This window comes from Paenibacillus sp. FSL R5-0810 (assembly GCF_038002285.1).
GTDB lineage: Bacteria > Bacillota > Bacilli > Paenibacillales > Paenibacillaceae > Paenibacillus_AQ > Paenibacillus_AQ lactis.
On record NZ_JBBOCF010000001.1, the window covers coordinates 2,369,119 to 2,391,185 of the forward strand.

24 protein-coding genes are annotated in these 22,067 nt (G+C 50.2%); 10 read left to right on the forward strand and 14 right to left on the reverse strand.

Annotation, left to right across the window (positions count from 1 at the left end):
* Window positions 1–124 precede the first annotated feature (124 nt).
* The gene (locus tag MKX76_RS10635) at window positions 125–1,042 is read left to right on the forward strand and encodes an NAD-dependent epimerase/dehydratase family protein (RefSeq protein WP_210095281.1); all 918 of its coding nucleotides are present in this window, start codon (window positions 125–127) and stop codon (window positions 1,040–1,042) included.
* 473 nt (window positions 1,043–1,515) lie between these two features.
* On the opposite strand, the gene MKX76_RS10640 is transcribed toward MKX76_RS10635, so the two are convergent.
* Window positions 1,516–2,583 (reverse strand): glycosyltransferase family 4 protein, encoded by a 1,068-nt coding sequence (locus tag MKX76_RS10640; RefSeq protein WP_028405508.1) that lies wholly within the window; start codon window positions 2,581–2,583, stop codon window positions 1,516–1,518.
* A gap of 12 nt (window positions 2,584–2,595) precedes the next feature.
* Complete coding sequence (locus MKX76_RS10645) at window positions 2,596–2,931, reverse strand: hypothetical protein (RefSeq protein ID WP_341033729.1); 336 nt, start codon at window positions 2,929–2,931, stop codon at window positions 2,596–2,598.
* A gap of 196 nt (window positions 2,932–3,127) precedes the next feature.
* On the opposite strand from MKX76_RS10645, the gene MKX76_RS10650 reads away from it, so the two are divergent.
* Window positions 3,128–3,754 (forward strand): DUF1796 family putative cysteine peptidase, encoded by a 627-nt coding sequence (locus MKX76_RS10650; RefSeq protein ID WP_007130389.1) that lies wholly within the window; start codon window positions 3,128–3,130, stop codon window positions 3,752–3,754.
* A gap of 93 nt (window positions 3,755–3,847) precedes the next feature.
* On the opposite strand, the gene MKX76_RS10655 is transcribed toward MKX76_RS10650, so the two are convergent.
* The 7 genes from MKX76_RS10655 to MKX76_RS10685 form a co-directional block, all read right to left on the reverse strand.
* Window positions 3,848–4,012, reverse strand: coding sequence for a hypothetical protein (locus tag MKX76_RS10655; RefSeq protein ID WP_007130390.1), 165 nt, complete (start codon window positions 4,010–4,012; stop codon window positions 3,848–3,850).
* A 19-nt stretch (window positions 4,013–4,031) separates the two neighbouring features.
* Complete coding sequence (locus MKX76_RS10660; RefSeq protein ID WP_007130391.1) at window positions 4,032–5,258, reverse strand: glycosyltransferase family 4 protein; 1,227 nt, start codon at window positions 5,256–5,258, stop codon at window positions 4,032–4,034.
* An 11-nt stretch (window positions 5,259–5,269) separates the two neighbouring features.
* Window positions 5,270–5,986 (reverse strand): glycosyltransferase, encoded by a 717-nt coding sequence (locus MKX76_RS10665; RefSeq protein ID WP_007130392.1) that lies wholly within the window; start codon window positions 5,984–5,986, stop codon window positions 5,270–5,272.
* A gap of 206 nt (window positions 5,987–6,192) precedes the next feature.
* Window positions 6,193–6,519, reverse strand: coding sequence for an AzlD domain-containing protein (locus MKX76_RS10670; RefSeq protein ID WP_007130393.1), 327 nt, complete (start codon window positions 6,517–6,519; stop codon window positions 6,193–6,195).
* Window positions 6,510–7,235 (reverse strand): AzlC family ABC transporter permease, encoded by a 726-nt coding sequence (locus MKX76_RS10675; RefSeq protein ID WP_007130394.1) that lies wholly within the window; start codon window positions 7,233–7,235, stop codon window positions 6,510–6,512. Before MKX76_RS10675 ends, MKX76_RS10670 begins: the two co-directional genes overlap by 10 nt.
* A gap of 190 nt (window positions 7,236–7,425) precedes the next feature.
* A complete protein-coding gene (locus MKX76_RS10680) occupies window positions 7,426–8,562 on the reverse strand; it encodes an alcohol dehydrogenase catalytic domain-containing protein (RefSeq protein ID WP_007130395.1) in 1,137 nt (378 codons plus the stop codon).
* Window positions 8,563–8,682: 120 nt separating this feature from the next.
* Window positions 8,683–9,600 carry a DMT family transporter gene (locus MKX76_RS10685; protein WP_341033732.1) on the reverse strand — a complete coding sequence of 306 codons (918 nt, stop codon included), beginning with the start codon at window positions 9,598–9,600 and terminating at the stop codon, window positions 8,683–8,685.
* Window positions 9,601–9,679: 79 nt separating this feature from the next.
* Here MKX76_RS10685 and MKX76_RS10690 point away from each other — a divergent pair, with 79 nt between their 5' ends.
* On the forward strand, window positions 9,680–11,032 hold the full coding sequence (locus MKX76_RS10690) for a TrkH family potassium uptake protein (protein ID WP_007130397.1): 1,353 nt from the start codon (window positions 9,680–9,682) through the stop codon (window positions 11,030–11,032).
* 139 nt (window positions 11,033–11,171) lie between these two features.
* Here the strand turns inward: MKX76_RS10690 and MKX76_RS10695 are convergent, their stop codons facing one another.
* A complete protein-coding gene (locus MKX76_RS10695; protein WP_007130398.1) occupies window positions 11,172–11,456 on the reverse strand; it encodes a hypothetical protein in 285 nt (94 codons plus the stop codon).
* A 152-nt stretch (window positions 11,457–11,608) separates the two neighbouring features.
* Between MKX76_RS10695 and MKX76_RS10700 the strand changes: the two genes are divergently transcribed.
* The 4 genes from MKX76_RS10700 to MKX76_RS10715 all read left to right on the forward strand — a co-directional run bounded on the left by MKX76_RS10700 (window position 11,609) and on the right by MKX76_RS10715 (window position 15,998).
* A complete protein-coding gene (locus MKX76_RS10700; RefSeq protein ID WP_007130399.1) occupies window positions 11,609–12,841 on the forward strand; it encodes an aminopeptidase in 1,233 nt (410 codons plus the stop codon).
* 177 nt (window positions 12,842–13,018) lie between these two features.
* Window positions 13,019–14,248, forward strand: a complete 1,230-nt coding sequence (locus MKX76_RS10705) for an aminopeptidase (protein ID WP_028405501.1) — start codon at window positions 13,019–13,021, stop codon at window positions 14,246–14,248.
* A 366-nt stretch (window positions 14,249–14,614) separates the two neighbouring features.
* Window positions 14,615–15,205 carry an RNA polymerase sigma factor gene (locus tag MKX76_RS10710; RefSeq protein WP_007130401.1) on the forward strand — a complete coding sequence of 197 codons (591 nt, stop codon included), beginning with the start codon at window positions 14,615–14,617 and terminating at the stop codon, window positions 15,203–15,205.
* The gene (locus tag MKX76_RS10715) at window positions 15,183–15,998 is read left to right on the forward strand and encodes a DUF4367 domain-containing protein (RefSeq protein WP_007130402.1); all 816 of its coding nucleotides are present in this window, start codon (window positions 15,183–15,185) and stop codon (window positions 15,996–15,998) included. Before MKX76_RS10710 ends, MKX76_RS10715 begins: the two co-directional genes overlap by 23 nt.
* Before the next feature lie 72 nt (window positions 15,999–16,070).
* Here MKX76_RS10715 and MKX76_RS10720 read toward each other — a convergent pair whose 3' ends face one another.
* The 4 genes from MKX76_RS10720 to MKX76_RS10735 form a co-directional block, all read right to left on the reverse strand.
* Complete coding sequence (locus tag MKX76_RS10720) at window positions 16,071–16,415, reverse strand: hypothetical protein (RefSeq protein WP_232239339.1); 345 nt, start codon at window positions 16,413–16,415, stop codon at window positions 16,071–16,073.
* 312 nt (window positions 16,416–16,727) lie between these two features.
* Complete coding sequence (locus tag MKX76_RS10725) at window positions 16,728–18,047, reverse strand: hemolysin family protein (RefSeq protein ID WP_007130404.1); 1,320 nt, start codon at window positions 18,045–18,047, stop codon at window positions 16,728–16,730.
* A 425-nt stretch (window positions 18,048–18,472) separates the two neighbouring features.
* Window positions 18,473–18,901 (reverse strand): spore coat protein GerQ, encoded by a 429-nt coding sequence (gene gerQ / locus MKX76_RS10730; RefSeq protein WP_007130405.1) that lies wholly within the window; start codon window positions 18,899–18,901, stop codon window positions 18,473–18,475.
* A 51-nt stretch (window positions 18,902–18,952) separates the two neighbouring features.
* Complete coding sequence (locus MKX76_RS10735) at window positions 18,953–19,375, reverse strand: cell wall hydrolase (RefSeq protein WP_007130406.1); 423 nt, start codon at window positions 19,373–19,375, stop codon at window positions 18,953–18,955.
* Window positions 19,376–19,889: 514 nt separating this feature from the next.
* Here MKX76_RS10735 and MKX76_RS10740 point away from each other — a divergent pair.
* The 3 genes from MKX76_RS10740 (at window position 19,890) to MKX76_RS10750 (ending at window position 21,829) form a co-directional block, all read left to right on the forward strand.
* Window positions 19,890–20,312 (forward strand): hypothetical protein, encoded by a 423-nt coding sequence (locus MKX76_RS10740; protein WP_341033734.1) that lies wholly within the window; start codon window positions 19,890–19,892, stop codon window positions 20,310–20,312.
* A gap of 348 nt (window positions 20,313–20,660) precedes the next feature.
* The gene (locus MKX76_RS10745; protein WP_007129247.1) at window positions 20,661–20,957 is read left to right on the forward strand and encodes a transposase; all 297 of its coding nucleotides are present in this window, start codon (window positions 20,661–20,663) and stop codon (window positions 20,955–20,957) included.
* An 11-nt stretch (window positions 20,958–20,968) separates the two neighbouring features.
* Window positions 20,969–21,829, forward strand: a complete 861-nt coding sequence (locus MKX76_RS10750) for an IS3 family transposase (protein ID WP_244152709.1) — start codon at window positions 20,969–20,971, stop codon at window positions 21,827–21,829.
* Window positions 21,830–22,067 lie beyond the last annotated feature (238 nt).

The following is a 22,067-nucleotide window of genomic DNA, read 5'->3' on the forward strand; positions in this document are numbered from 1 at the left end:
CCGATCTAATTCCAAGGCCTCCCCCCGCCCAATCCTTTCCATGTGGGGTCAATTGTCTCAAGCGGAAGGGCCCCGTTCAGCGTAGGATAGAGCATCCTAAACTATAAGGCTGGAGGGACCATTCATGAAGATGGTTGTAACCGGCGGAGCGGGTTTTATCGGGTACCACCTGGTGAACGGACTCGTTAATCGCGGATACGAGGTTCATGTTATAGATAATCTGACAACCGGTGATCCCGGCCGCCTTCACAGTGAGGCGATTCTGCATGTGGCCGATGTGAACAGCCTCCATACTACGGAATATATCGCGATGTTAAAACCGGACGTCGTCTTTCATCTAGCCGCCCAGGCCGATGTGCAGCGATCCATTCAGAGTCCCAGACTGGACGCGGATGCGAACATCATGGGCACCCTGAACCTGCTTGAAGCATGCCGCAAAGCGGGTGTGCGAAAGTTCGTGTACGCTTCGACCGCCGGCGTATATGGCGATCTTGAAAAGCCCGAGCTGCATGAAACCGACCCGCTATCGCCAATCTCCTTCTATGCGTTATCGAAAATGGTAGGCGAACATTACGTGAGGCTCTATCACCGTTTCTTCGGCTTGACTTACACGATTCTGCGCTACGGCAACGTATATGGTCCGGGTCAGACGCCCAAAGGCGAAGGCGGCGTCGTTGCCGTTTTCGGGGCTCGACTGCTGCAGAAGCTGCCGCTGCACATATATGGGGACGGCAGCCAGACGAGGGACTTTATTTTTGTCAAGGACGTTGTGGAAGCCAATCTGGCAGCCATCCATCATGGCGATCAAGAGATTCTGCACGTCAGCACCGGAAGCAGCCAACCGATCAATCACCTGGTCGAGTTGATTCGCTGTAATCATCCCGAACCGATCCATATTGAATATCACCCGGCTAAGCCGGGTGACATCGTCCATAGCTGCCTGAACAATTCCCGAGCTCGCGAGATCCTGGAATGGTATCCCCGCTACCGGCTTGAGGAAGGCATTGCGGAAACCTACCATTCCTGGGTGCAGCCGACATAGGAAGGCCCGAAGCCCCTTCTCCGCAGCCCCTTTTCGGGCGGGTAGAGCTGACGGTAATCACTTAAAAAATAGCCCGGCTCGATTCCTGAAGTGGAATGAGCCGGGCTATTGGTCACGGTGCAAGTCCCTTGGAGCTCCTTTTCAGCGGCACAAGTCCCTTTTTGGGACGTGCTGCGACTTTGGAGCTCCTTTTCACCTGCACAAGTCCCTTTTCGGGACGTGCTGCGCCCTTGGAGCTCCTTTTCACTCGCACAAGTCCCTTTTCGGGACGTGCTGCGCCCTTGGAGCTCCTTTTCACTCGCACAAGTCCCTTTTCGGGACGTGATCCGCCTTCAGAGCTCCGTAAAGATCAAGTAATTGTTCACCCGAACTGACCCACTTTGCATGTTCTTCCGGACCATTCCGGCCGAAACCCATGCAAACCGGCCTGCTCTGTACGACACTTCGTACAAAGCAGGCCGTGCTCGCGCCCCTCACAGCCCGATAGCCTGAAGCATGGATGCAAAGTTCATCGCATACAAATGCGGATTAAAACTCTCGTGCACATGGTTCTTCGCCCGTGTCCGGATGTGCTCACGCAATCCCGGATTCCTCATCAGCTCAAGCCCCTCCTGTACCGCATGCTGGATGTTCCCCAGAACATAGAACTTTCCTGTTTCATTATGATACACCGAGGTTGAGACACCATCCGAATCCGTCGTAAGCACCGGACAACGGCAGCTCATCGCCTCCAGCACCGCGTACGGCGCTCCCTCCACCTTCGATGTGCTGCACAGAAAGCCGCCGGAGTCCCCGATGATGGAGTAATAGTACGGCATCTGTGCATTCGGGACATTCGCACGGATCGTAAGCCGGTCGGACAAGCCGAGCTCGGCGATCAGTGCATGAAACTGCTCGCGTTCCGATGGAATGCTGAGCTGATTATCCTCGAACATCCATAATTGCAGATCCGGTACGTGAGCCATAAGCTGATGTCCAATATGAAGAAATTCGCGCCAGTTCTTATTGTCCTCAATGCGCCCGAGCCACGCTATGATCGGGCTGGCATGAATCCCGGACGGCCTGTATGTGAATTCGGTGCCATCAAAGCAATTATTGAAATTGAATTGCGGTTTGTTGGGATATAAATCCCGGAATAACGCGGAAATATGCGGCGTGTTCGGATTGAGCAGCCCATCCGCATAGGCATTGACATAAGGAATGGCTTGTGTCAGCTGTGCTTGGGCAACGCTCCTTGGTCCGTAGCCTTGGATTTCCAGCAGCATTTTCCCTTGGTAACCCAGCATGCGGAATCTTGGAAAGCTTGCATGATCCGTCGTCACAACGATGCAATTAAAACCGCACGAGTCCAAAATATGCTTGATCTCGATATCGTTCCGGGTCACATATATCGGAAAGTCCGCAGGATTTTGCATACCCGAGCCCCAGGAATAATACAGGCAATGAGATTCAATCCCTGCGAGGCGGAGTGCACGGCACCGCTGTCTGTTCAATGTCTCGACGCCTCCGCTCGGTACATAGTATACGAACAGCACCTTCATGTCGCGCCCTCCTTATTCAATCGTATAAAAATCGGATTTTGAAAATACAGCCACAAGCTGGCCCTGATTTTTGGCATGAACCGTAATTTGCGAGGAGTATGAATAGTTGATGTTCGTTACCAGCAGCAAGCTGAATGTCATATTTTGGTTCGTGATATCTGGCACAAATACGGTAGCCCCCGCTGCGGCATGCACCAGCCCGACGTAATAAACGCCATGGGGATAATACCCGTGGATCAATACGTCAAAGTCCTCCCCGCCCGTGTTCGTAATCGTCAGATCGACCGACTGGATATAACGCGCATCAATACTTCCGTACTCTGCAGCATCTAATCGAAAGATGGACATCGTATTCCCCCCTGCTATTGAAGGATCATTAATAACAGGGTATGTATGACGACCTATCGGCGGAAGGGCCAATCCATTGAGGACGATCGACCAATTCTGTGGAAGGGTTCACCCGGTCCAAGCCGCTTCCCTCCGGCCCGCATTTAATATATTGAAAGAATAAAATATCAAAAAATGAAAGGAGCTGTGTCTTCTCATGGCAACGCTGCAGGATATCAAGGGCGTGTACTCGGCAGTATTCAGCCTAGGGTCAAATTGCTTACCGGGTATGGAAATGAAGGCACACGGCCTTCGCAAGTTCGCCGGTCCCATTGATTGGATGGGAACTCCCGTGCTGCCTCAAATCTCGAGAATGCTCCGCAATCGGTTTCAAGGGATGCTCGTTTACCCGAATTTGGTTCTCGTCAATCAAGCCAGCGATGAGCTGTATAACGTATTGGACCGGGAATACGAGCTTTACATGAACCATGATTTTTACACGCATAACAACTTCCCCCCTCATTTTGCCGCTTTTCCTGAAATCAAGGCAAAATATGACCGGCGCATCGCTAGATTTTTACAATACGTGGAGAGCGGGGGACGAATTCTCTTTATCCGAACGGATTCCAACTACGAGGAAGTCAAAGAATTGGAAGCTGTGCTGAAAGAGCTGTGTACAGGCCCATTCCACGTGCTTGTCGTCAACCATGCTCCGGTCGTCGAGTTGGAATGGCAGGACTGGAATTTGAAGCATGTATGCCCTGTCCTGATGCCGAACGTCGACATATGGATCAGCAACAGGCATCGGTGGAGCTTTTTATTTCGGGACATTTTCGTCGTCTAATGAAAAAGCTTATGTATCGTTCTCGCTTCGTTTACAGTATAAAAGGCAGGCCATGATCAACATGGTCTGCCTTTCCATTGCTCTTGCGGATGGCTAGACGTAATTGACCGGTTCGTCCGGCAGCTTGTATTCCTTAGGCAGCGACTGAAGAATCCGGTTCCACACCGTGTAATCCACAAGCAGCTCCGGCGTTGACACCTGATTAACGAAGATTCGATTGTACAGATCGCTCATTACCGTAAAAGACTGCTGGTTCATGCCGTGCACCTTCTCCTCTCTATCCCGATTTTTGCAAGATTGCGCCCTCGTATATTTTCAGCATCCTGCTGATCATCTTATCCATGGACCAATGCTGCAGCGCAAAGGCTTTCGCATTCTGCCCCAGCTGTTTACGGTACTCATCCTTCTCCAACAAGAGATACAAGAACTGCGCCGTTGCCAGCGGATCGCCTACCGGGGCAATCAAGCCGGTCTGGCCGTGCGTAACCATCTCGGGCAGGCCCCCTGCGGAAGAAACGACGGAGGGAAGACCGGCCATCTGCGCCTCCATGACCGAGAACGGCTGATTGTCCTGAATGCACGTATGCGTGAATATATCCGCCTCCTTCAACAGACTCGGAACATTATGATGCTCGCCAAGGAAGAACACGTCATGCTGCAAGGAAGCCGAGTACGTTTGCGCCTCCAGCTGGCTGCGCAGATCACCGTCCCCGGCAATCCAGCAAACCCAATCGCTGCGCATCTGCTTGAGGATCGCAAGTGCAGAGATCAGGACGTGGATTCCTTTGACGTGAACAAGTCTGGCAGGACAGATAATGACCTTTTTGCCGGGTGGTCTCCGCAGTGTGCTTCCTTCCCGGTATTTGGCCCAGAAGGCTTCGGCATCGAGGCCGTATTGAAACACGGTGATTCGGTAATCCGGGATCCCGCACCGGTGGACCAGGATGTTTTTACACCATTGGTTTGCCGTGATCATCAGGTCAGAGCCCATAGCAGCATGATATTCGACAGCCGGAAAATAACGCCAAGCCGGGCTGCTCTCGTTGACGCCGGCTTCAGGGTGATCCCGGTAATAGTCGGTCATTTCTTGTGTTACGGAACCGTGGACATGGGAAATGAGCGGGGTGCGCTTCGGCTTTACGCGGCCCAGTGATCTAGCCGAGAAAATATCCTGGGTATGGATCAAGTCGTATTGCTCCAGCCCGAAGTAGGCTGCCGCCAGTTCCATGCAATAGCGCTCGAGCTCATAATGGCGAATAGCAAAGTGCTGATTCAATCCCGGCGCCGCCTGGGGAGTCAGCTTGGCCTCAAGCATAGGCACCAGGTGGTCTTTAGAGAGCTCCAGTCCTCGGTTGACGATATGGATTTTTTTATAGTCCGGACTGTTGCCAAGCAAATCGACTTCATGACCGAGCAGCTCGAGTCGGTACTTGAGCTGCTGCATGAAGTTCCAAACGCCGCCTACATGAGGGACCAGCCAATGGGTTGCAAGCAAAATCTTCATCGTATCCCCCGCTATCCGCCGTGCTTCCGAGCAAGATGCTCAAGAATGCCCCGATAATTGTTTTTGACCATTTCATATTCCTTTGCAATCGTCGCGTTATAACGCAGCGTTCCCATTTGTGAATGCACGCGGTACAGCGTAAGCATATCCGGTAAGAAGCCGAAGGCCGCGCCGCTCATTAATAGTCGAATCCACAAGTCGTAATCATGGGTGTAACGAAGATGCTCGTTAAACATGCCTACTCGGAGGAACCAGTCTTTTTTCGCAATAACGGTGCATCCGTTGATGGGATTGGAATAGATGAACTTGCGGCATAGATCGGCTGTGCTGGCCATCGGGATTCCCTCATAGGGCTTGATCATGTGGGTATGCTCATTGATTAAGGAAAAACCAGTGTAGCTGATATCGAGCCCCCGGCTCAACATGAACGCCATCTGTCGCTCGACCTTTTGGGGAACCAGCCGGTCATCCGAGCTGAGCCAAGCAATGTATTCTCCCGAAGCATGCAAAATTCCGTGATTTAAGGCGCTGGCCGTCCCCCCGTTGCTTTTCCCCATATAGTAGACCCTGTTCGTGTAAGGAGCGATCAGATCTGCGTGACTCGTCGACCCGTCGTCCACCACGATGATTTCAACCGCGGGATACGTTTGTTGGACCGCGCTATCCAGTGCTTGCTGTATATACGGGCAGTTATAGAAAGGTACGACTATCGTAACCGTCGGCATCATCCCCCGTCTCTCCTCCTTCTGCCTTGTTTCTTTCCTCGTGTTAACACATCATGGGTTAGTACACCATATGCAGCGCCTCCGCTGTCCGCTAGGACCCCTGTCCCCTGACATTAGACCAATTCATCCCTGTTTCATATAAAAACAGCTATTCCTGTCTGCTGTCCGGCAGGCAAGAATAGCTGTTGTGACTTGATGAGCGCTTGATATCAAACGATCAGTCGGAGCACTACCAAGGATAGAATGCCGACCACCACCGTGGCGAACAAGCTCTTTGTCAAAAAGGCGGTAAGAAAAGCAGGCACAGCGGCGATCAACTCAAGCAAATGGCTGCCGGGATCAACCCGGCCGTCCGAAAGCAGCAGCTCTGAGGCAAGCAGCGCGGACATCACGGCGATCGGCACATGGTCGAGCCAACGGATCGCCAACTCGGGGATACGGAGCTTGCTAAGAATCATAAGCGGCAGCACACGCGGTATAAGCGTGACCACGGCTGAGCCGATAATGAGAAGAGCGATATGCCATCTTATTTCCATCGTTCCACCGCCAATCCCGCCGTAGCCGCGGCCATAATCGCGATAATTACCGCAGCGCTGCCAGGCACGATTGTGCTTGCTGCCATGACGGCAATCACTGAAACGACAACAACCAGCAAATCCAGCTTATACTTCTTGCGACTGATCAGCTGCAGCGCCAGAAGGCCGATGAACATGCCCGGCAACGCGAAATCCAGCCCGTACCGCTCCGGATCCGGTATCCACTCTCCGACCAATCCACCAGCAACGTTCGCTGCGCACCAGAACAGATAAGCGGTTATATTAAGCCCGACCATCCACTTATAACCCAGTCTCTTCTCCTCGACCGCCTTCGCCGATGCCACTCCGAAGGTTTCATCTGTCAGCAGGGATCCGATGAAGAAGCTCTTTCCTAGCGACAAGCCTTTGAAATAGGGCGCTAGGGCCGCGCTAAGGAGAAAATGCCTCGCATTCACAAAAAAAATGGTCACAATAATCGAGATGACCGGACTAGCTGCGGCAACCATGCCGGCCGCGATAAATTGTCCTGAACCTGCATACAGCAGGAGCGATATCAGCGCAATCTCAAGCAGGCTGAAGCCTGCCGTGCGCTCAACGACCCCCGCTGCAAAGCCGATGCTTAAATATCCGAGCAAGGTCGGAATGCAGTCTTTAACCCCCTGCAGAAACGAGTGCTCTGCCGCATCCGGCGTGAGCTCGCTGTATCTGATGCTCATGTTGGTGATCCCTCTCCTACTCCCATTTCTTTTTCTAATAACTATAATACTTCCAAACATTCTGTCAACGGCCTTGTTTCTTTTCGCTTCGCACAAAAAAGCGCTTCGATCAGATTGGGAATCTGTCGAAACGCAGCATTTTCAAATCTTCTATATCCTTCGGTCCTCCGGTCCCGCAGGTCTCGCACCGTCAAGGCTTTAATAGGACTTTAATGCATCCGTCCTTGCGCTCATTGAAAATGTCATACGCATGCGGAGCTTTATCAATTGGCAGCCGGTGCGTAATGATATCCGAAGGGTCGACGATTCCGTCCTTCAGCATCTGATAGATCACCGGAATGTAGTGAGTCACGGGAGCCAACCCCATCTTCAGGGTAATATTCCGTTCGAACAGCTGACCAAGCGGGAATGCGCTATACTTCAGCCCGTAAATCCCGGTCAGCTGAATCGTCCCGAATTTGCGGACCATGCCGGCTGCCATCCGGAATGCTCCGAGTGACCCTCCCTGCACCATCATCAACGTGCCTACCATCTCCAGCCCCGTCCGTTTGGCATCCAAACCAACGCAGTCGATGACAATTCTGGCCCCGCCCTTGGTAATTTCCCGGATATACCCTTCGATCTCCTTGAAGCTTTGAAAATTGTAGGTTTCCACAAGGTTCGTCCGTTTGGCATGCTCAAGTCGGTAATCTACATGGTCAATGGCAATGACACGCTCGGCGCCTTTGAGCCAGGCAAACTTCTGGGTTAACAAACCGATAGGGCCGCTTCCGAGGACTACAACCGTATCGCCTGGCTTCACGCCGGCATTCTCCACGCTCCATAGTGCCGTCGGCAGCGCGTCGGACAGCATCAGCAGCTTCTCATCCTCGATTTCGGCGCTCGGCGGGATGACAAATGGCATGAAGTTTCCGTAGGGGACCCGCAGAAGCTCAGCCTGCGCGCCCTGAAAACCGCCAAAAGCGCTGCTGTAGCCGAAGAAGCCTCCGGTGTCCCTCGCGTCATTGGCATAATCGCATTGGCTTTCCATTTGGTTCAGGCAGTACAGGCACTTCCCGCAAGAGACGACGAACGGGATGACGACGCGGTCCCCTTTTTTCACTTTGCCGACTTCGGGCCCGATCTCTTCAACAATGCCCATCGGTTCATGCCCGATAATATAATCATCGGTCATCTGTCTGAGCTCGCCATTGTACAAATGCAAATCCGAGCCGCATATGGCCGTCGTTGTAACCCGGATCACGATGTCATCCCTGCGGAGAAGCGATGCATCCTTCACTTCTTTGACTTTGATGTTATGCCGGCCTTGATAGGTAACAGCTTTCACACGCAAGATTCTCCTTTGACCGTCCGCAGCCCATGCGAACAAATATATGGCATCGGGCAATATAATCTCAGTGTGCGCCATTACACGCGTAACTAGTCGGCAGCAAGAGGCGAAGCGCTTTTAAGCCGCTCCCTTCTGCTCAAACTCTTTCGGACGCTTAGGGGATGCTCCGACCCGCAAAAACAGAATAAGCCCCAGCAGCACAAGCGCTCCGCCGGCAGCCTGCAGCGGATACATCGTTTCGTGAAGGATAAGAAAAGCCAGCACGCTTGCTCCAACCGGCTCCCCCAGCACGCTCATGGACACGGTTGAAGCCGATGCAAACTTCATCAGCCAATTGAACAGCAAATGCCCGAAGACCGTGGGCACGATGGCAAGCAGCAGGAAGATTCCCCACTCCCTGCCCGAGTATCCGGTAAAGGAATAGCCTTGAATCAGGTTATAGACGGCCAGAATCAGTGACGCCATCACAAACACGAGCCAGCTGTACAGAAAGGAAGGAAGACGTCTTAGAAGAAGCTGTCCGAGCAGCATATGGACCGCAACGGCAGCCGTACCGAGAAGAGACATGAGATCGCCTTTGAAATGTCCTTCCTGTCCGCCGAAGCTGCTGCTGCCGATCAGCAGAAATACGCCCAGGAATGCAATCGACATCCCAAACAGCGCTCCGAGCGAGGTTCTCTCCTTGAACCATAAGTACGCTCCAATCATGACAAATACCGGCTGAAGCGCTAAAATGATCGTGGAACTCGCGACGCTGGTCCACTGCAAGGAGCCCATCCACAATAGAAAATGAAGGGCCAGCATCGCAGCAGAGAGAGCCAAGAGCCCCCATTCCGAGCGCTTTAACGATCTGGCATCGCCCGCATACTTGCCCGCAAAGGGCAGCATCATGATCGCTGTGATCATCAGGCGGTACATGGCCTGGACGGATACAGGACTGTCGGACCATTTCACAAAAATGGAAGAGAATGAAATGGCAATAATGCCTATAAATAAAGGGATGGATACGGGGATAGGTGCTCTGTCTGCCTTCATGTTAGTTGTATGATTCACCTTTCGTGTTATATTAGAGAAAGATTTCAATATTATTTTACATGCAAAGGATCAAAAGGGAATGAAAAAGAAAGATCTGCGAAACCAAATGACCCCGCCAAAATTTCTTGCGATCGGGTTTGCGGCGATCACCTTGTTGGGTACGTTTTTACTTAAGCTTCCAATTTCAACGGCAGACGGAACATCGACGCCCATCATCGATGCTTTCTTTACGGCCGTATCCTCCATCAGCGTAACCGGCCTGGCGGTCGTAGACACCGGCTTGCACTGGTCCGGATTCGGACAAGTCGTCATGCTTCTGCTGATTCAGCTTGGAGGCTTGGGATTCATGACCTCTGCAACCTGGGTCGCCCTGATGTTCAACCGGCGAATCTCGCTGAGGGAAAGAATGATACTTCAAGAGGCCATGGGACAATATCAAATCCAGGGTATCGTCGATCTGATTCGCCGGGTTCTGATCTACACCTTGATCATCGAAGGCACCGGCGCTCTCCTGCTGACACTGCGGTTCTCATCGATGATGCCGCTATCCGAGGCTGCCTATTTTGGGATATTTCAAAGTATTTCCATATTCAATAATGCCGGATTTGATCTCATGAGCCAAATTCACGGACCCTTTGCCGGGTTTGCCAGCTACGTGACGGATCCGTTCGTCAATATTGTATTGATGGTGCTGATTTTTCTCGGAGGCATCGGGTTTATCGTCATTTTCGACCTGATTGAATATCCGAAGTGCCGGAAGCTGTCGCTGCATTCCAAGGTGGTATTGACCGTCACTTCGCTCCTGATCGTCATCGGAGCCCTCATGATTTTCGTGCTGGAATATCATAATACGAAGACACTTGGTCCGTTATCGTACCCGGCGAAATGGATGGCCGCCATCTTTCAGTCCATTACGCCGCGCTCAGGTGGCGTGAGCACGCTCGATATTGCAAGCTTGGAGCAGTCGACCCAATTCTTCATGATCTTGCTCATGTTCATTGGAGCTGCCCCGGGTTCAACCGGCGGAGGCATCAAAGTAACAACGTTTGCGGTTCTGATCGGCGCGGTCATTACGATGATTCAGGGGAAACGAGATGTGGTCCTCTACCGGCACCGAATTTCGCAAGCCGTTGTTTACCGTTCCGTTACGCTAACCATTCTGTCCCTGCTGCTCCTTGTCGGTGCTTCAATGTTCCTGTCCATCACCGAATCCGGCGAATTTCTGCGAATATTGTTCGAAGCCGTCTCGGCATTCGGTACCGTCGGATTATCCATGGGCCTCACCGGCGAGCTGTCCGGGATCGGAAAAATCACGATCGCATTACTCATGTTCCTGGGCCGTCTTGGGCCGCTGACACTGGCGTATGCGATCAGCAGAAAGAACAGCAAAGAGCTGTACCGGCACCCGGAAGGCCGTATCACAATCGGTTAGACGGCTGAAGTCATTTGCCTTCGTACACGCGAAAAACAAACCGTACGCCTCCTCATGAACCGGAAGTGTACGGTTTGTTGTTTCTCATCGTCAAGAATTTCAAACGGCTAACGGTGAATTACCCGGGAACGGCAATGCTTCATTCCGAAGCGTCATCGAAATTGCCCGCATCAATCGCGGCATCCAACAGATCGTCAAAAAGCTCGTCGTCCTCTTCAAGACGTTCATCCACCTGCAGGAATTGCTCTTCAAGCCCGGGCTCGGCCGCAAAGTTCAGGCTGTAATCCCAATCCCGGCCGTTCTTGCTCAGGAATGTAATTTCATAGGATGCTGCATGTCCATCTATGGAAAACACGGTGTATCCCACGAATTGATCCTCTTCATCACGTTTCATGTCCGCACGTTCAATCCGGACTTGTGACATGTGTTTCACTCTCCTTCGGTTATCCGATGATGACTCATCATAGAATTTTAGTATATCACTTTTATTTGCTCCTGATTATTGTTTTTCATATGATGCTTGGTCTAGTATATAATATGAGTGTTAAAATTAATTATCGCAATGGAGGGTACCAAATGTCCGATTTGAATACATCACTCCACAAGTATGCCGAGCTGGCCGTAAAGGTTGGGGTTAACATACAGGAAGGGCAAACTTTGGTCGTGCATGCCCCTGTAGAAGCCGCCGATTTTACCCGTTTGATTGCCGAGAAGGCATATGAAGCAGGTGCGCGCCTGGTAAAGATCATGTGGAACGATGAAGCCATCACTCGTCTACAATTCGAGAAGGCAGCCGATGACGTGTTCACCGAAGCGCCAAAATGGTATGCGGGGGAGCTGACGGAGCTTGTCGAGAACGGTGCCGCTATTCTGCACGTGCTGTCGGAGAATCCGGACCTGCTGAGCGGAATTGACCCGCAGCGAATCGCGAATTTCTACAAAACTCGCGGCGAGGCAATGAAGAAATACCGTGCTTACCAGCAAGCTGATAAATTCAGCTGGTGTTTGATCGCGATTCCGTCGCCAGCATGGGCAGCCGCAGTTTTCCCGGATGTTCCTGAATCGGAGCAAGTACAGAAGCTGTGGGATGCCATCTTCCATACGGTCCGCGTGGACCAGGAGAATCCTGTAGAAGCTTGGAACAAGCATTTGGCTGTGCTGGAGCAAAAGTCCTCCGTGCTGAATGCTAAGAGGTACAAGAAGCTCCATTACGTCGCGCCGGGTACGGATCTCACCATTGAACTGCCGGAGGGTCATATTTGGGCGCAAGGCGACAGCATCAATGAGCGCGGCCATTCCTTTGTTGCGAATATGCCGACGGAAGAAGTGTTTACAGCGCCGCTGAAGACCGGTGTCAACGGGACGGTCGCAAGCACGAAGCCATTGAGCTATGCCGGCAATATCGTGGACAACTTCTCGCTTACCTTTGAGAACGGCAAGGTTGTCAGCTTCACGGCAGAGCAGGGCTACGAAACACTGGAACGTCTCCTGAACATGGACGAAGGTGCCCGTTATCTTGGCGAAGTCGCGCTGGTACCCCACCAGTCCCCAATCTCCGAGTCCAACATTTTATACTACAATACCCTGTTCGATGAAAATGCCTCCAATCACCTCGCCTTAGGAAGCGCATATGCCTTCTGCCTCGAGGGCGGTAAAGACATGAATCAAGAGCAGCTTGCTCAGAAGGGCCTGAACACGAGCGTTACCCATGTGGATTTCATGATCGGCTCGGCCGAAATGGATATCTACGGCATTACCGAGGATGGACGTGAAGAGCCTGTGTTCCTGAAAGGAAATTGGGCATTTTAAGCACTCGATGAATCGTACATAAAGCAGCTGCTTCCTAAGCAGCTGCTTTCTTAACAAGCTAAGCTTCACCTTTTATTGACCTGAGGTCGATTCGCAAAGAGATTGTGGAGGCGCAAGCATAATTCCATAACTTTTGCGGGGACCTTCGGAATTACGCTAAGAATTGGAGGATCATCCATGCTAAGCTTTGAACAAAAATTAGAAAATTACGCAGAACTTGCCGTGAAAGTCGGTGCCAATGTGCAGCCGGGCCAGACGCTTGTCGTCAATGCCATGATTGATGCTGCCCCGCTCGTGCGCCTAATCGTGAAGAAGGCTTATGAAATCGGTGCCAAGCTGGTAAAGGTGAATTACAGTGATGAGGTTGTCAACCGGATCCGTTACGATTTGGCGCCGGACGAATCCTTTCTTGAACCGCCGAAATACTATGCCGAGGAAGTTACGGAGCTCGCGGAGCAGGGGGCAGCATTTCTAACGATCCTGTCCTCAAATCCGGATCTGCTTAAAGGGGTAGACCCGGAGCGGATTTCCAATTATCAACGCACGTACGGCGCCGCCATGTCGAAATACCGTCAATACCAGCAAGCGGATAAAATGAGCTGGACGGGTCTTGCTTACGCCTCGCCCGATTGGGCCGCCAAGGTGTTCCCTGACGTTCCCCAAGAACAACAGGTGGATAAAATGTGGGACGCCATCTTTCACGCCGTGCGTGCCGATCTTGAGGATCCGATCCAAGCCTGGGAAGATCATATCGCAACGCTTCAGCGCAAATCTGATGAGTTGAACCAAAAGAAATACAGCAAGCTGCGGTTTACATCCCCCGGGACCGATCTCACAATCGAGCTGCCGGAAGGGCATATTTGGGCACAAGCCGGCAGTCATAATGAAAAGGGCGAGCGCTTTGTGGCCAATATCCCGACAGAAGAAGTATTCACGGCTCCGCTCAAAACCGGAGTCAACGGAACGGTTCGCAGCACGAAGCCGCTCAGCTATGGCGGTAACATTATCGACAATTTCTCCCTGACCTTCGAGAACGGGCGTATCGTCAACTTCTCTGCCGAGCAAGGCGAGGATACGCTGTCCCGTCTCATTTCTATGGACGAAGGCTCGCATTACTTGGGTGAAGTCGCTCTCGTGCCTTATCGCTCACCGATATCCGAAAGCGGAATACTGTACTACAACACCCTGTTTGATGAAAATGCCTCGTGTCATCTCGCCATTGGCAGCGCGTATGCCTTTAACCTCGAAGGAGGCAAGACGATGACACCTGAACAGCTTCAGGAACACGGTTTGAACTCCAGTATTACGCATGTCGATTTCATGATGGGCTCCAAAGATTTGCAAATTACCGGCATTACCCGTGACGGCAGAGAAGAGCCTGTCTTCATTAACGGAAACTGGGCATAAGCTCATTCTCTAAAAAGCCTTGGCTCAACTTGATCATCGTTACAACCTCATCTGAATGTGGCACAGGGGCTGTCCAAACGTGGAGTTATCTACCGGGACGGCCTCTTTTGCTTGATTGCTGTTTCAGCATACTCATGCCCTCCTTAACTGGTGTTCCAGCATTCTCATGTCCTGCCTATCCCCTTCTATTCAACCCAGCTTGTTCGACCCTGAATGATTTACCCGATAATATCGTGAAGACCGCTGGCATATTCTTATAAGAGTCTCTTACTGTAATTGTTAATTGAAATCATAGGGCTTTTTCTTTCAATGTGTTGTAAAATGATGAGAGAAATAGGATGGTTACACCAGAGAGGGGAATATCGCGTGTCTAACCGATTACAACTCCTCCTTGCAGCAGATTTCACGGAACTCAGTGAACCTATTCAGGAAGAAATCTATTATGAATTTTATGATCTTGTGTATGGACAAATTTTGTATGTAGTCCGGGATCATGCTGCTGTTGAGGATATAATTCAAGAATCCTTTATTAAAGTCATTACCAGTAAGCCTACATTTGACATGGAGAGCAAGATGCGCGGATGGTTCCGGGTCGTCGCCAAAAATTCGACCATGAATTATTTGCGAAAAAATAAAAAATACCGTAACCAAGTGGATGTTGAACGTGTTTTTATTAATGAAGAAGAAATGGTGGTTTCTTCCACCAATGTTGAGCAGCAGGTGGAGTCGAATATGCTGGAAGAGGCGATTGTGCAATACCTGGATCAGTTAAAGCCGGAATACCGGCTTTTGATCGAGTGCCGCTGGAAGCATAACATGACTTACAAGGAAATTGCTGACCTGCTCGATACTCGGGAAGAGATCGTCAAGCAGCGATTGTTTCGAGCTAGGGAATCCGTGAAGAAAATGCTATATAGAGAGTGGGGTGAATTAGATGAGCAACGAAAAATACGATGATTGGTTTAATGAGGCTTTTGATGAAGCCTTCGATCGTGCAGCTTCTAGCTCCTCATACCCTACGAACGACGATAGCAAGCGTCAATCCTGGCAGCAAGTCAAGATGCAGCTTGAGAAGCTGAACCAGCGCAAGAAACGCCGGCGCAGATTTCAATATGCCGGAATTGTTGCCGCTTCGATGGCTTTCGGCGCCTTCATGTTCTCGCAGCCTACGGTCACGCAAGCGGTATCACCGATTTATCAGCAGATTGTGGATTGGGGCAACGGTTTAGCCGGTCAAATCTTTGGCAAGAAAGCACCTGTTGACGAGAGCAAAGCCCTCACCCCGCCTCCGCCGGATGTATCGTCTGTACCTGGTCAAGAATATGTGCCACCTGCCGAACTGATTGAAACCGAGACCTATGAGTTCACCGATTCGGATGCATCCCTAACCGAATCCCAGAAACGCGTGAATTTCAAGATTCCTGAAGTCGGCTATATTCCTAATGGCTATGAGTTCATCCAGGCGTCAGGAATCTCCAATTCAGAAGACGGCCCTATCGAGGATCTGAAACTCGAATATATGAATGGGGACGGTAAAGTAATCCATGTAAGCTTTATCGAAATAACCGCCGATAAAGCCATCAGCGTAGGCGGCGAGGTAACGGGCACACTGAAGCTGGATTCCGGAGCTGCTGCTTATATCACGGAAACAAACCTTCGTTTCCTGCATAATAATGACCAGATCCTTGTTATGATCAGCGGGTTTATTTCGAAGGAAGAGTTTCTCAAGATCGCGAACGGCATCCGGTAAGCCACACGCAAGGCGTGTGAAGTCGGTTGTATAGAAGAAGAGCACCTCATTGGGTGCTCTTCTTCATTATGCTTATTTTTCTACCAGCAAGGAATTCGTATAATAAACCCCATCTTCATATGTACCATTCTCGTTGATCCAATGCGTAGTCTTGGCACGATAATAATAGCCCTGAGTCACGCTGAATGTCTTGGTAGCGCTGTGGGAAGCTTTGTTCGTCCCGTTATCGGAAGACGCGCCTGCATCGACCCACGCGGTTCCCGTCCATCGCTGAAGGACGAACTGGATGCCAATGGCGTCGACGGCTTGTCCGGCACTCGTAGAGCCATAAACGCTGACCTGCGAGCTGCTAGCCTTGCTGATCGAAGAGTAGTAACTCGTAAGATAGTTGTTGGCCATCAGATTCATAGAATTCACGTTCAATTCCACTGGTGGCGGAGGAGTTAAGGCACCGGGTGCAATGTCTGTAGCCGAATCCGCGTAAGCCCCTCCCGCCAAGGTTAAACTTAAAAGTGCACTTACTGCAAGAGCGGAGACCATACGTTTAGGACTGCGTACGTTTGACATAACATCACCTTTCTCTCAATTTGATAGGAACATCCATATTTTAACATAGTCTATTAATGCAATCTTATCGTTTTCTTCATCTTTTGATATATTTTTTGAAACTTTTCTGCAAATAAAAAGAAACAACGACAATTATTGTCGTTGTTTCTTATAACACCCAGTTTAAGCCCCTGCTTCCTCTTGCAGCAGCTCCTGCTGCTGTCTTGCAAGGCGGATGCGCGAGATTCGTTTATTTTCCGTCTCCTCAATCATGAACGAATAATCTCCGTACATGACGAATTGGCCTTTATGCGGATGCAAAACTTCCAGACGCGATGACAGCCATCCACCGATGGTGTCGTAGTCCTCCGTTTCCATATCCAGACCAAACTGTTCGTTAATTTCTTCAATCAGCATCAATCCGTCGATGGAGTATTCATCCTCCCCCACCAACTCAATTCCCGGCCGCTCTTCATCGAATTCGTCCTGAATTTCGCCGACGATCTCTTCCATAATGTCCTCCAATGTTACCAGACCGGAAGTACCGCCGTATTCATCAATGAGAATTGCGATCTGCGTCTTGCTTCGCTGCATTCTGCGCAGAAGCTCGCTAATCTTGATCGATTCAGGCACGGCGAGAATCGGACGAATCAAGGAAAGCTGGTCACGGATGTGTCCACGCATCAAGTCTTTAATATGAATGAAGCCAATAATATGGTCTTTATCTTCATCACAGACGGGATATCTGGTCCGCATGCCTTCGCTGGCGATCTTCATATTTTCTTCCATCGGCAAATTGTTGTAGAGACAGATCATTTCAGTTCGGGGAATCATGATTTCTCGGGCTGTCGTATCGGAGAATTCGAAGATATTGTCGACCAGCGTCATTTCCGTATTATCGATCAGGCCGATCTCACTGCTCTCCTTCATCATATCCCGAAGCTCTTCTTCGGTGTGAACGTTCCGTTCAACCACCGGCTGCATGCGGAACAGGCGCAGAATGGTATTCGAGAATCCGTTGACGAACCAGATAAAAGGAAACATAATCTTGTAAAATACGCTGAGCGGTGCTGAAGATAACAGCGCAATTCGTTCTGCCTTGCGGACAGCAACCGTTTTTGGCGCTAGCGCCCCGAACACAATGTGCATGATGGAGATAAGTACGAATGCAATCACCAGAGATACCGCATGGATGGCCGTTTCGCTCCAGCCGATTCCGGTAAACCATGGCGAGATCAGGGAGGATATCGTCCGTTCGCCGATCCACCCGAGTCCAATCGACACCAAGGTTATGCCGAACTGGCAGGCCGATACATATCCGTCCAGATTTCTTAATATTTTCTGGGCATACCTTGCGTTCCGATGCCCTTCTTCAGCTAATGCATCAATTCGACTGCTCTTCACTTTAACCAAAGCGATTTCAGCCGATACAAAAAAACCGTTTAACAATACGAGAAACAATACCAAGGTAAGACTAATCAAACTCGGTAAGGGGTCACTCAATCGATCTCCTATCCGTCATTCCAGATGCGATGACGAACAGGAACACCTCCTTCGGTTATTAAAAATGTGTGGTGCCATTAAGCATAACGACCTGTTCGGACAAAGCGTCAACTTCCCAATGGACTCATCTCCTTATCTTATTCCGACGTTTACGAGCTATATAAGTAATTATATAGTACTACGATACACAGTCAAACTTTGTCTTATGACATTAAAACGCGTTGTTACAAGCTATGTTTTGATTTTCTTCACTTAACCCTCGTTTCCCGGGAATTGATATATTCTATTAATAACAGATAGAATTGGTTCCTCATGTTCGATAAACGTCAGCACTGGTTTCTCTGCAGCCCGTTGCACATGCTAAATAACCTTCGCTTTCCCAGGGAAGCGAAGGTTACATTAGCGAGCGGTGAATATGATCGGATTTACCGACCGGTCGGCGGGTTGCCGATCACACCCGGATATTGGTATTGAAGCGGCTCGTCAAACACGACATAGTCGAGATTGACCATCAGGAGAAGAATGCGACGGCCGGTTGAGCGCTCACTGATAATGATATGATCGCGGCCAGCGGCTTCGATTACGCCAGTGAACACTTTGGCGTTCCACTGCGAGTTATTTTCATAAGTCATGTAAAAGGTGCCGGTTTTGCCTAGATTCAGACGAAGAATGTTCTCAACGTAGGACTGCTCGAATTGAGGCATCGGCATGACGGCGCCTCCCTGCGTAATTTGGCTCCCACTTGAAACTTGTGGCGGTACATTTCCGGTATACCCTGCGGTTCCACGGCTTGGTACGCCCGGATAACGAACTCCATTCATGTAATTCACAGGTGGCACGCCTTGATTAAACATAAGTATTCCTCCTTCTATATGCCCGCAAGATGCGGTGGTTTACAGAATAAATCAAAACACACTCGGACAATCGGCGTAGGACGGGGTGAAGAAGCAGTGCGCCTTGAAACGCCCTGTATTCTGCTGATTGTACCAGGTTGCCGGGCATTCTCCAGCCGGGCGGAAGAACCAGAGGGCGTTAGAAGCAGGCCAGATTCGTTCCCCGTTGATGACTCGTTGAGCAAGCCGCCGATCTCTATCCCGGGCTCTTTGATAAAAGTATCCCTTTTGTGTGGCTTCAAATCCTCCCGGGTTTTGAAACACCATTTGGTTCATGGTGCGGATGCCTTGAAAGTCCAAGCAGTTGGAGCGAATGCGATTTACGCCGACATTCCCCACCATGAGCATCCCCTGCTCTCCTTCGCCCTCCGCCTCTGCGCGAATGAGTCTAGCCAGCAGATCCACATCGTTTGAGTTGACATTGATGACTGCCACAGATTTCCCCTCGCTTCCTTGATATCACTCTGTATCGTATGTGCATTCGCCCAGAAATGTGCCTGTGCTCGCAAAATTTTTGCTGGAATGGTTTGAGCGGGGAGTTGTGTAAATTCATGCGCGGTCAGGGGACCAACAGCATAACCTTGATCCCGTTTATGTACCATTTCCGCCGGTATTCATTTCGCTGAGGCACAAGGGAATTTTCGTTCCGGATAGGGCGCTCACTTGAAATACTCGCTGCTGCTCCGTCCAATTTAGATCTTTGCTAGCTAACTTTTACGGCGCACACTCATACCTGGCAGATGACCTTCACAACAAATCATTTGTAAGCTACGCATTTACCTTGCCCGGAACAGAATGCAATTTCATATTCATTTACTTGGTAAACTAAATGCAGTAGAATGAAATCAAGTAAATATTGCAGAGTATTACCGTTAGCGAAGAACGCCTCGAAAGTTCCGTCAGGAACAATCGAGGCTTTTTTTGTACTCTGATTGAAAAGGAGGACATTATGATTAGCTTTGAAGATAGGTTCAATTTATTTCTCAAGGAACAAAAAAGCACAACCGACAAACGCCGCCTTGAAATGCTGAATCGGGATATGACAGGTACTAAGCTTCTAATTAAGAATGTTGTCTTGCCAGTCCTCGGCACCCTTCAAGGAGTGGATCTGGAGTATCGAATTAAGAACTCCGCGGGTGTGTCATTGTTTATCGATGTCTTTTATACTCCGCTTCGGCTTGGTTTGGAATGTGAGGGATTCGCTGCGCACGCCGAAACGATAACCCGTGAACGGTTCAGCTTCGAAAGAAGCAAAATTCGAACCATGGCAGCCTGCCATTCAGCATGGATGATATCGAGAAGCGCCCGGAGACTTGCAGAAACTCATTGGCCGATATTCTTGATTACTACAGTCACACCATGCCCAAAATAGCAGAGTTATCCTTATATGAACGAGAGGCCATGCGATATTTCAGCACGTTACACACCCCATTCGCCCTTGCGGACGTACGGCGACACTTCAAAATTTCTCGAAACAAGTCTATTAAAATCATGCATAGTTTACTCGCTAAGGGGCTTATTAAACCGCTTAATCCAAATGCAAAACGCTATCACCGATATACACTAGCCGATGATGCGACCCACTACATGAAGTAAGTTTACTTTTAGCGGCACGCAAGATGCACACACAAGTCCCTATTTGCAGCTAGAATAAAAAGTGGACACCCCTTAGTGATAAAACGATAATGAAACAAAGCAGACGAGAGGGTGTCAAAAAAAAATGAGTGGCAATAGACAACATTACAACGAGACATTTAAGCGTGAAACCGTAAAGTACGTGCAAGAACAGTCGAAGACGCTGGAGCAGATCGCCGATGAGTTGAACATTAATCCAGGCACATTACGTAACTGGGTCAAAAAGTATCGAGCATTCGAGCACGAGCCTGTCAATCATGGGGAAACCTTACGTCAGCAAACCCAACTTATCGAAGACCAAAAACGCGAAATTGATGATTTGAGAGAAGAAATTGCGATTCTAAAAAAGGCCATGCACATCTTCAGCAAAGAAAAGAACTAAGGTTCCAGTTTATCGAAGATCATCGCTCCGAGTTTCGATTGGAGAAGATGTGCGTTCTCTTTCACGTGTCTCGGAGCGGTTATTACAAATGGCGTACCTCTGAAGCTTCTGAACGGGAAAAACGTAAGGCAACGCTGGCTGAACGTGTGAAATGGCACTTCTATGACTCCGATGAAACCTACGGCAGTCCCCGAATACGAAACGAGCTGGTGAAGGAAGGATGGACGGTATCGGAACGTACGGTGGGCCTCATTATGCGCGAACATGGCCTTCGTTCATGCATGGCCCGTAAGTTCCGAGTGGTTACGACCGATTCCAAGCATGATCTCCCGATTGCCCCTAACGTGTTGGAACAAAATTTCAAAGCCACAAAGCCCAACGAAAAGTGGGTCGCTGACATCACGTACATCCCCTGCCGCCAAGGGAAACTCTATCTTGCGAGCATCCTGGATCTGTACACCAAACAAATCGTCGGTTGGAAGCTAAGCGATCGGATGACCACAGACCTTACCCTCGATGCCCTAAAGATGGCGTATGCTGCGAAGAAGCCTCCGAAGGGATTGATTCACCATTCCGACCGCGGTTCGCAATATGCCGCTAAAGAGTACCGTGAACAGTTGAAGCAATTTAACATGAAGCCCAGTATGAGCCGCAAAGGAAACTGCTACGACAACGCCTGTATTGAAGCGTTTCACAGTATCCTAAAGCGAGAATTCATTTACAGCAAACCTAAGTTTAAAACAAAAGAGGAAGCCGGGCAGAAGCTGTACCGTTACCTTGAATTTTTTTACAACCGAAAACGTTCTAACAGTACGATTGGGTATATGTCCCCGGTGCGTTTTGAGCAGTGCTATTACGAGTGCATAGCTTAGCTTAGAGGTGTCTACTTTCTTGACAGAAGAGCAATTGAGGACTTGCCGCGCCTGCGGAGCTCCCTTTCACCCGCACACGTCCCTATTGAGGACTTGCCGCGCCTGCGGAGCTCCCTTTCACCCGCACAAGTCCCTATTGAGGACTTGCCGCGCCTGCGGAGCTCCTTTTCTCCCACACAAGTCCCTTTTGAGGACTTGCTGCGCCTGCGGAGCTCCTTTTCTCCCACACAAGTCCCTT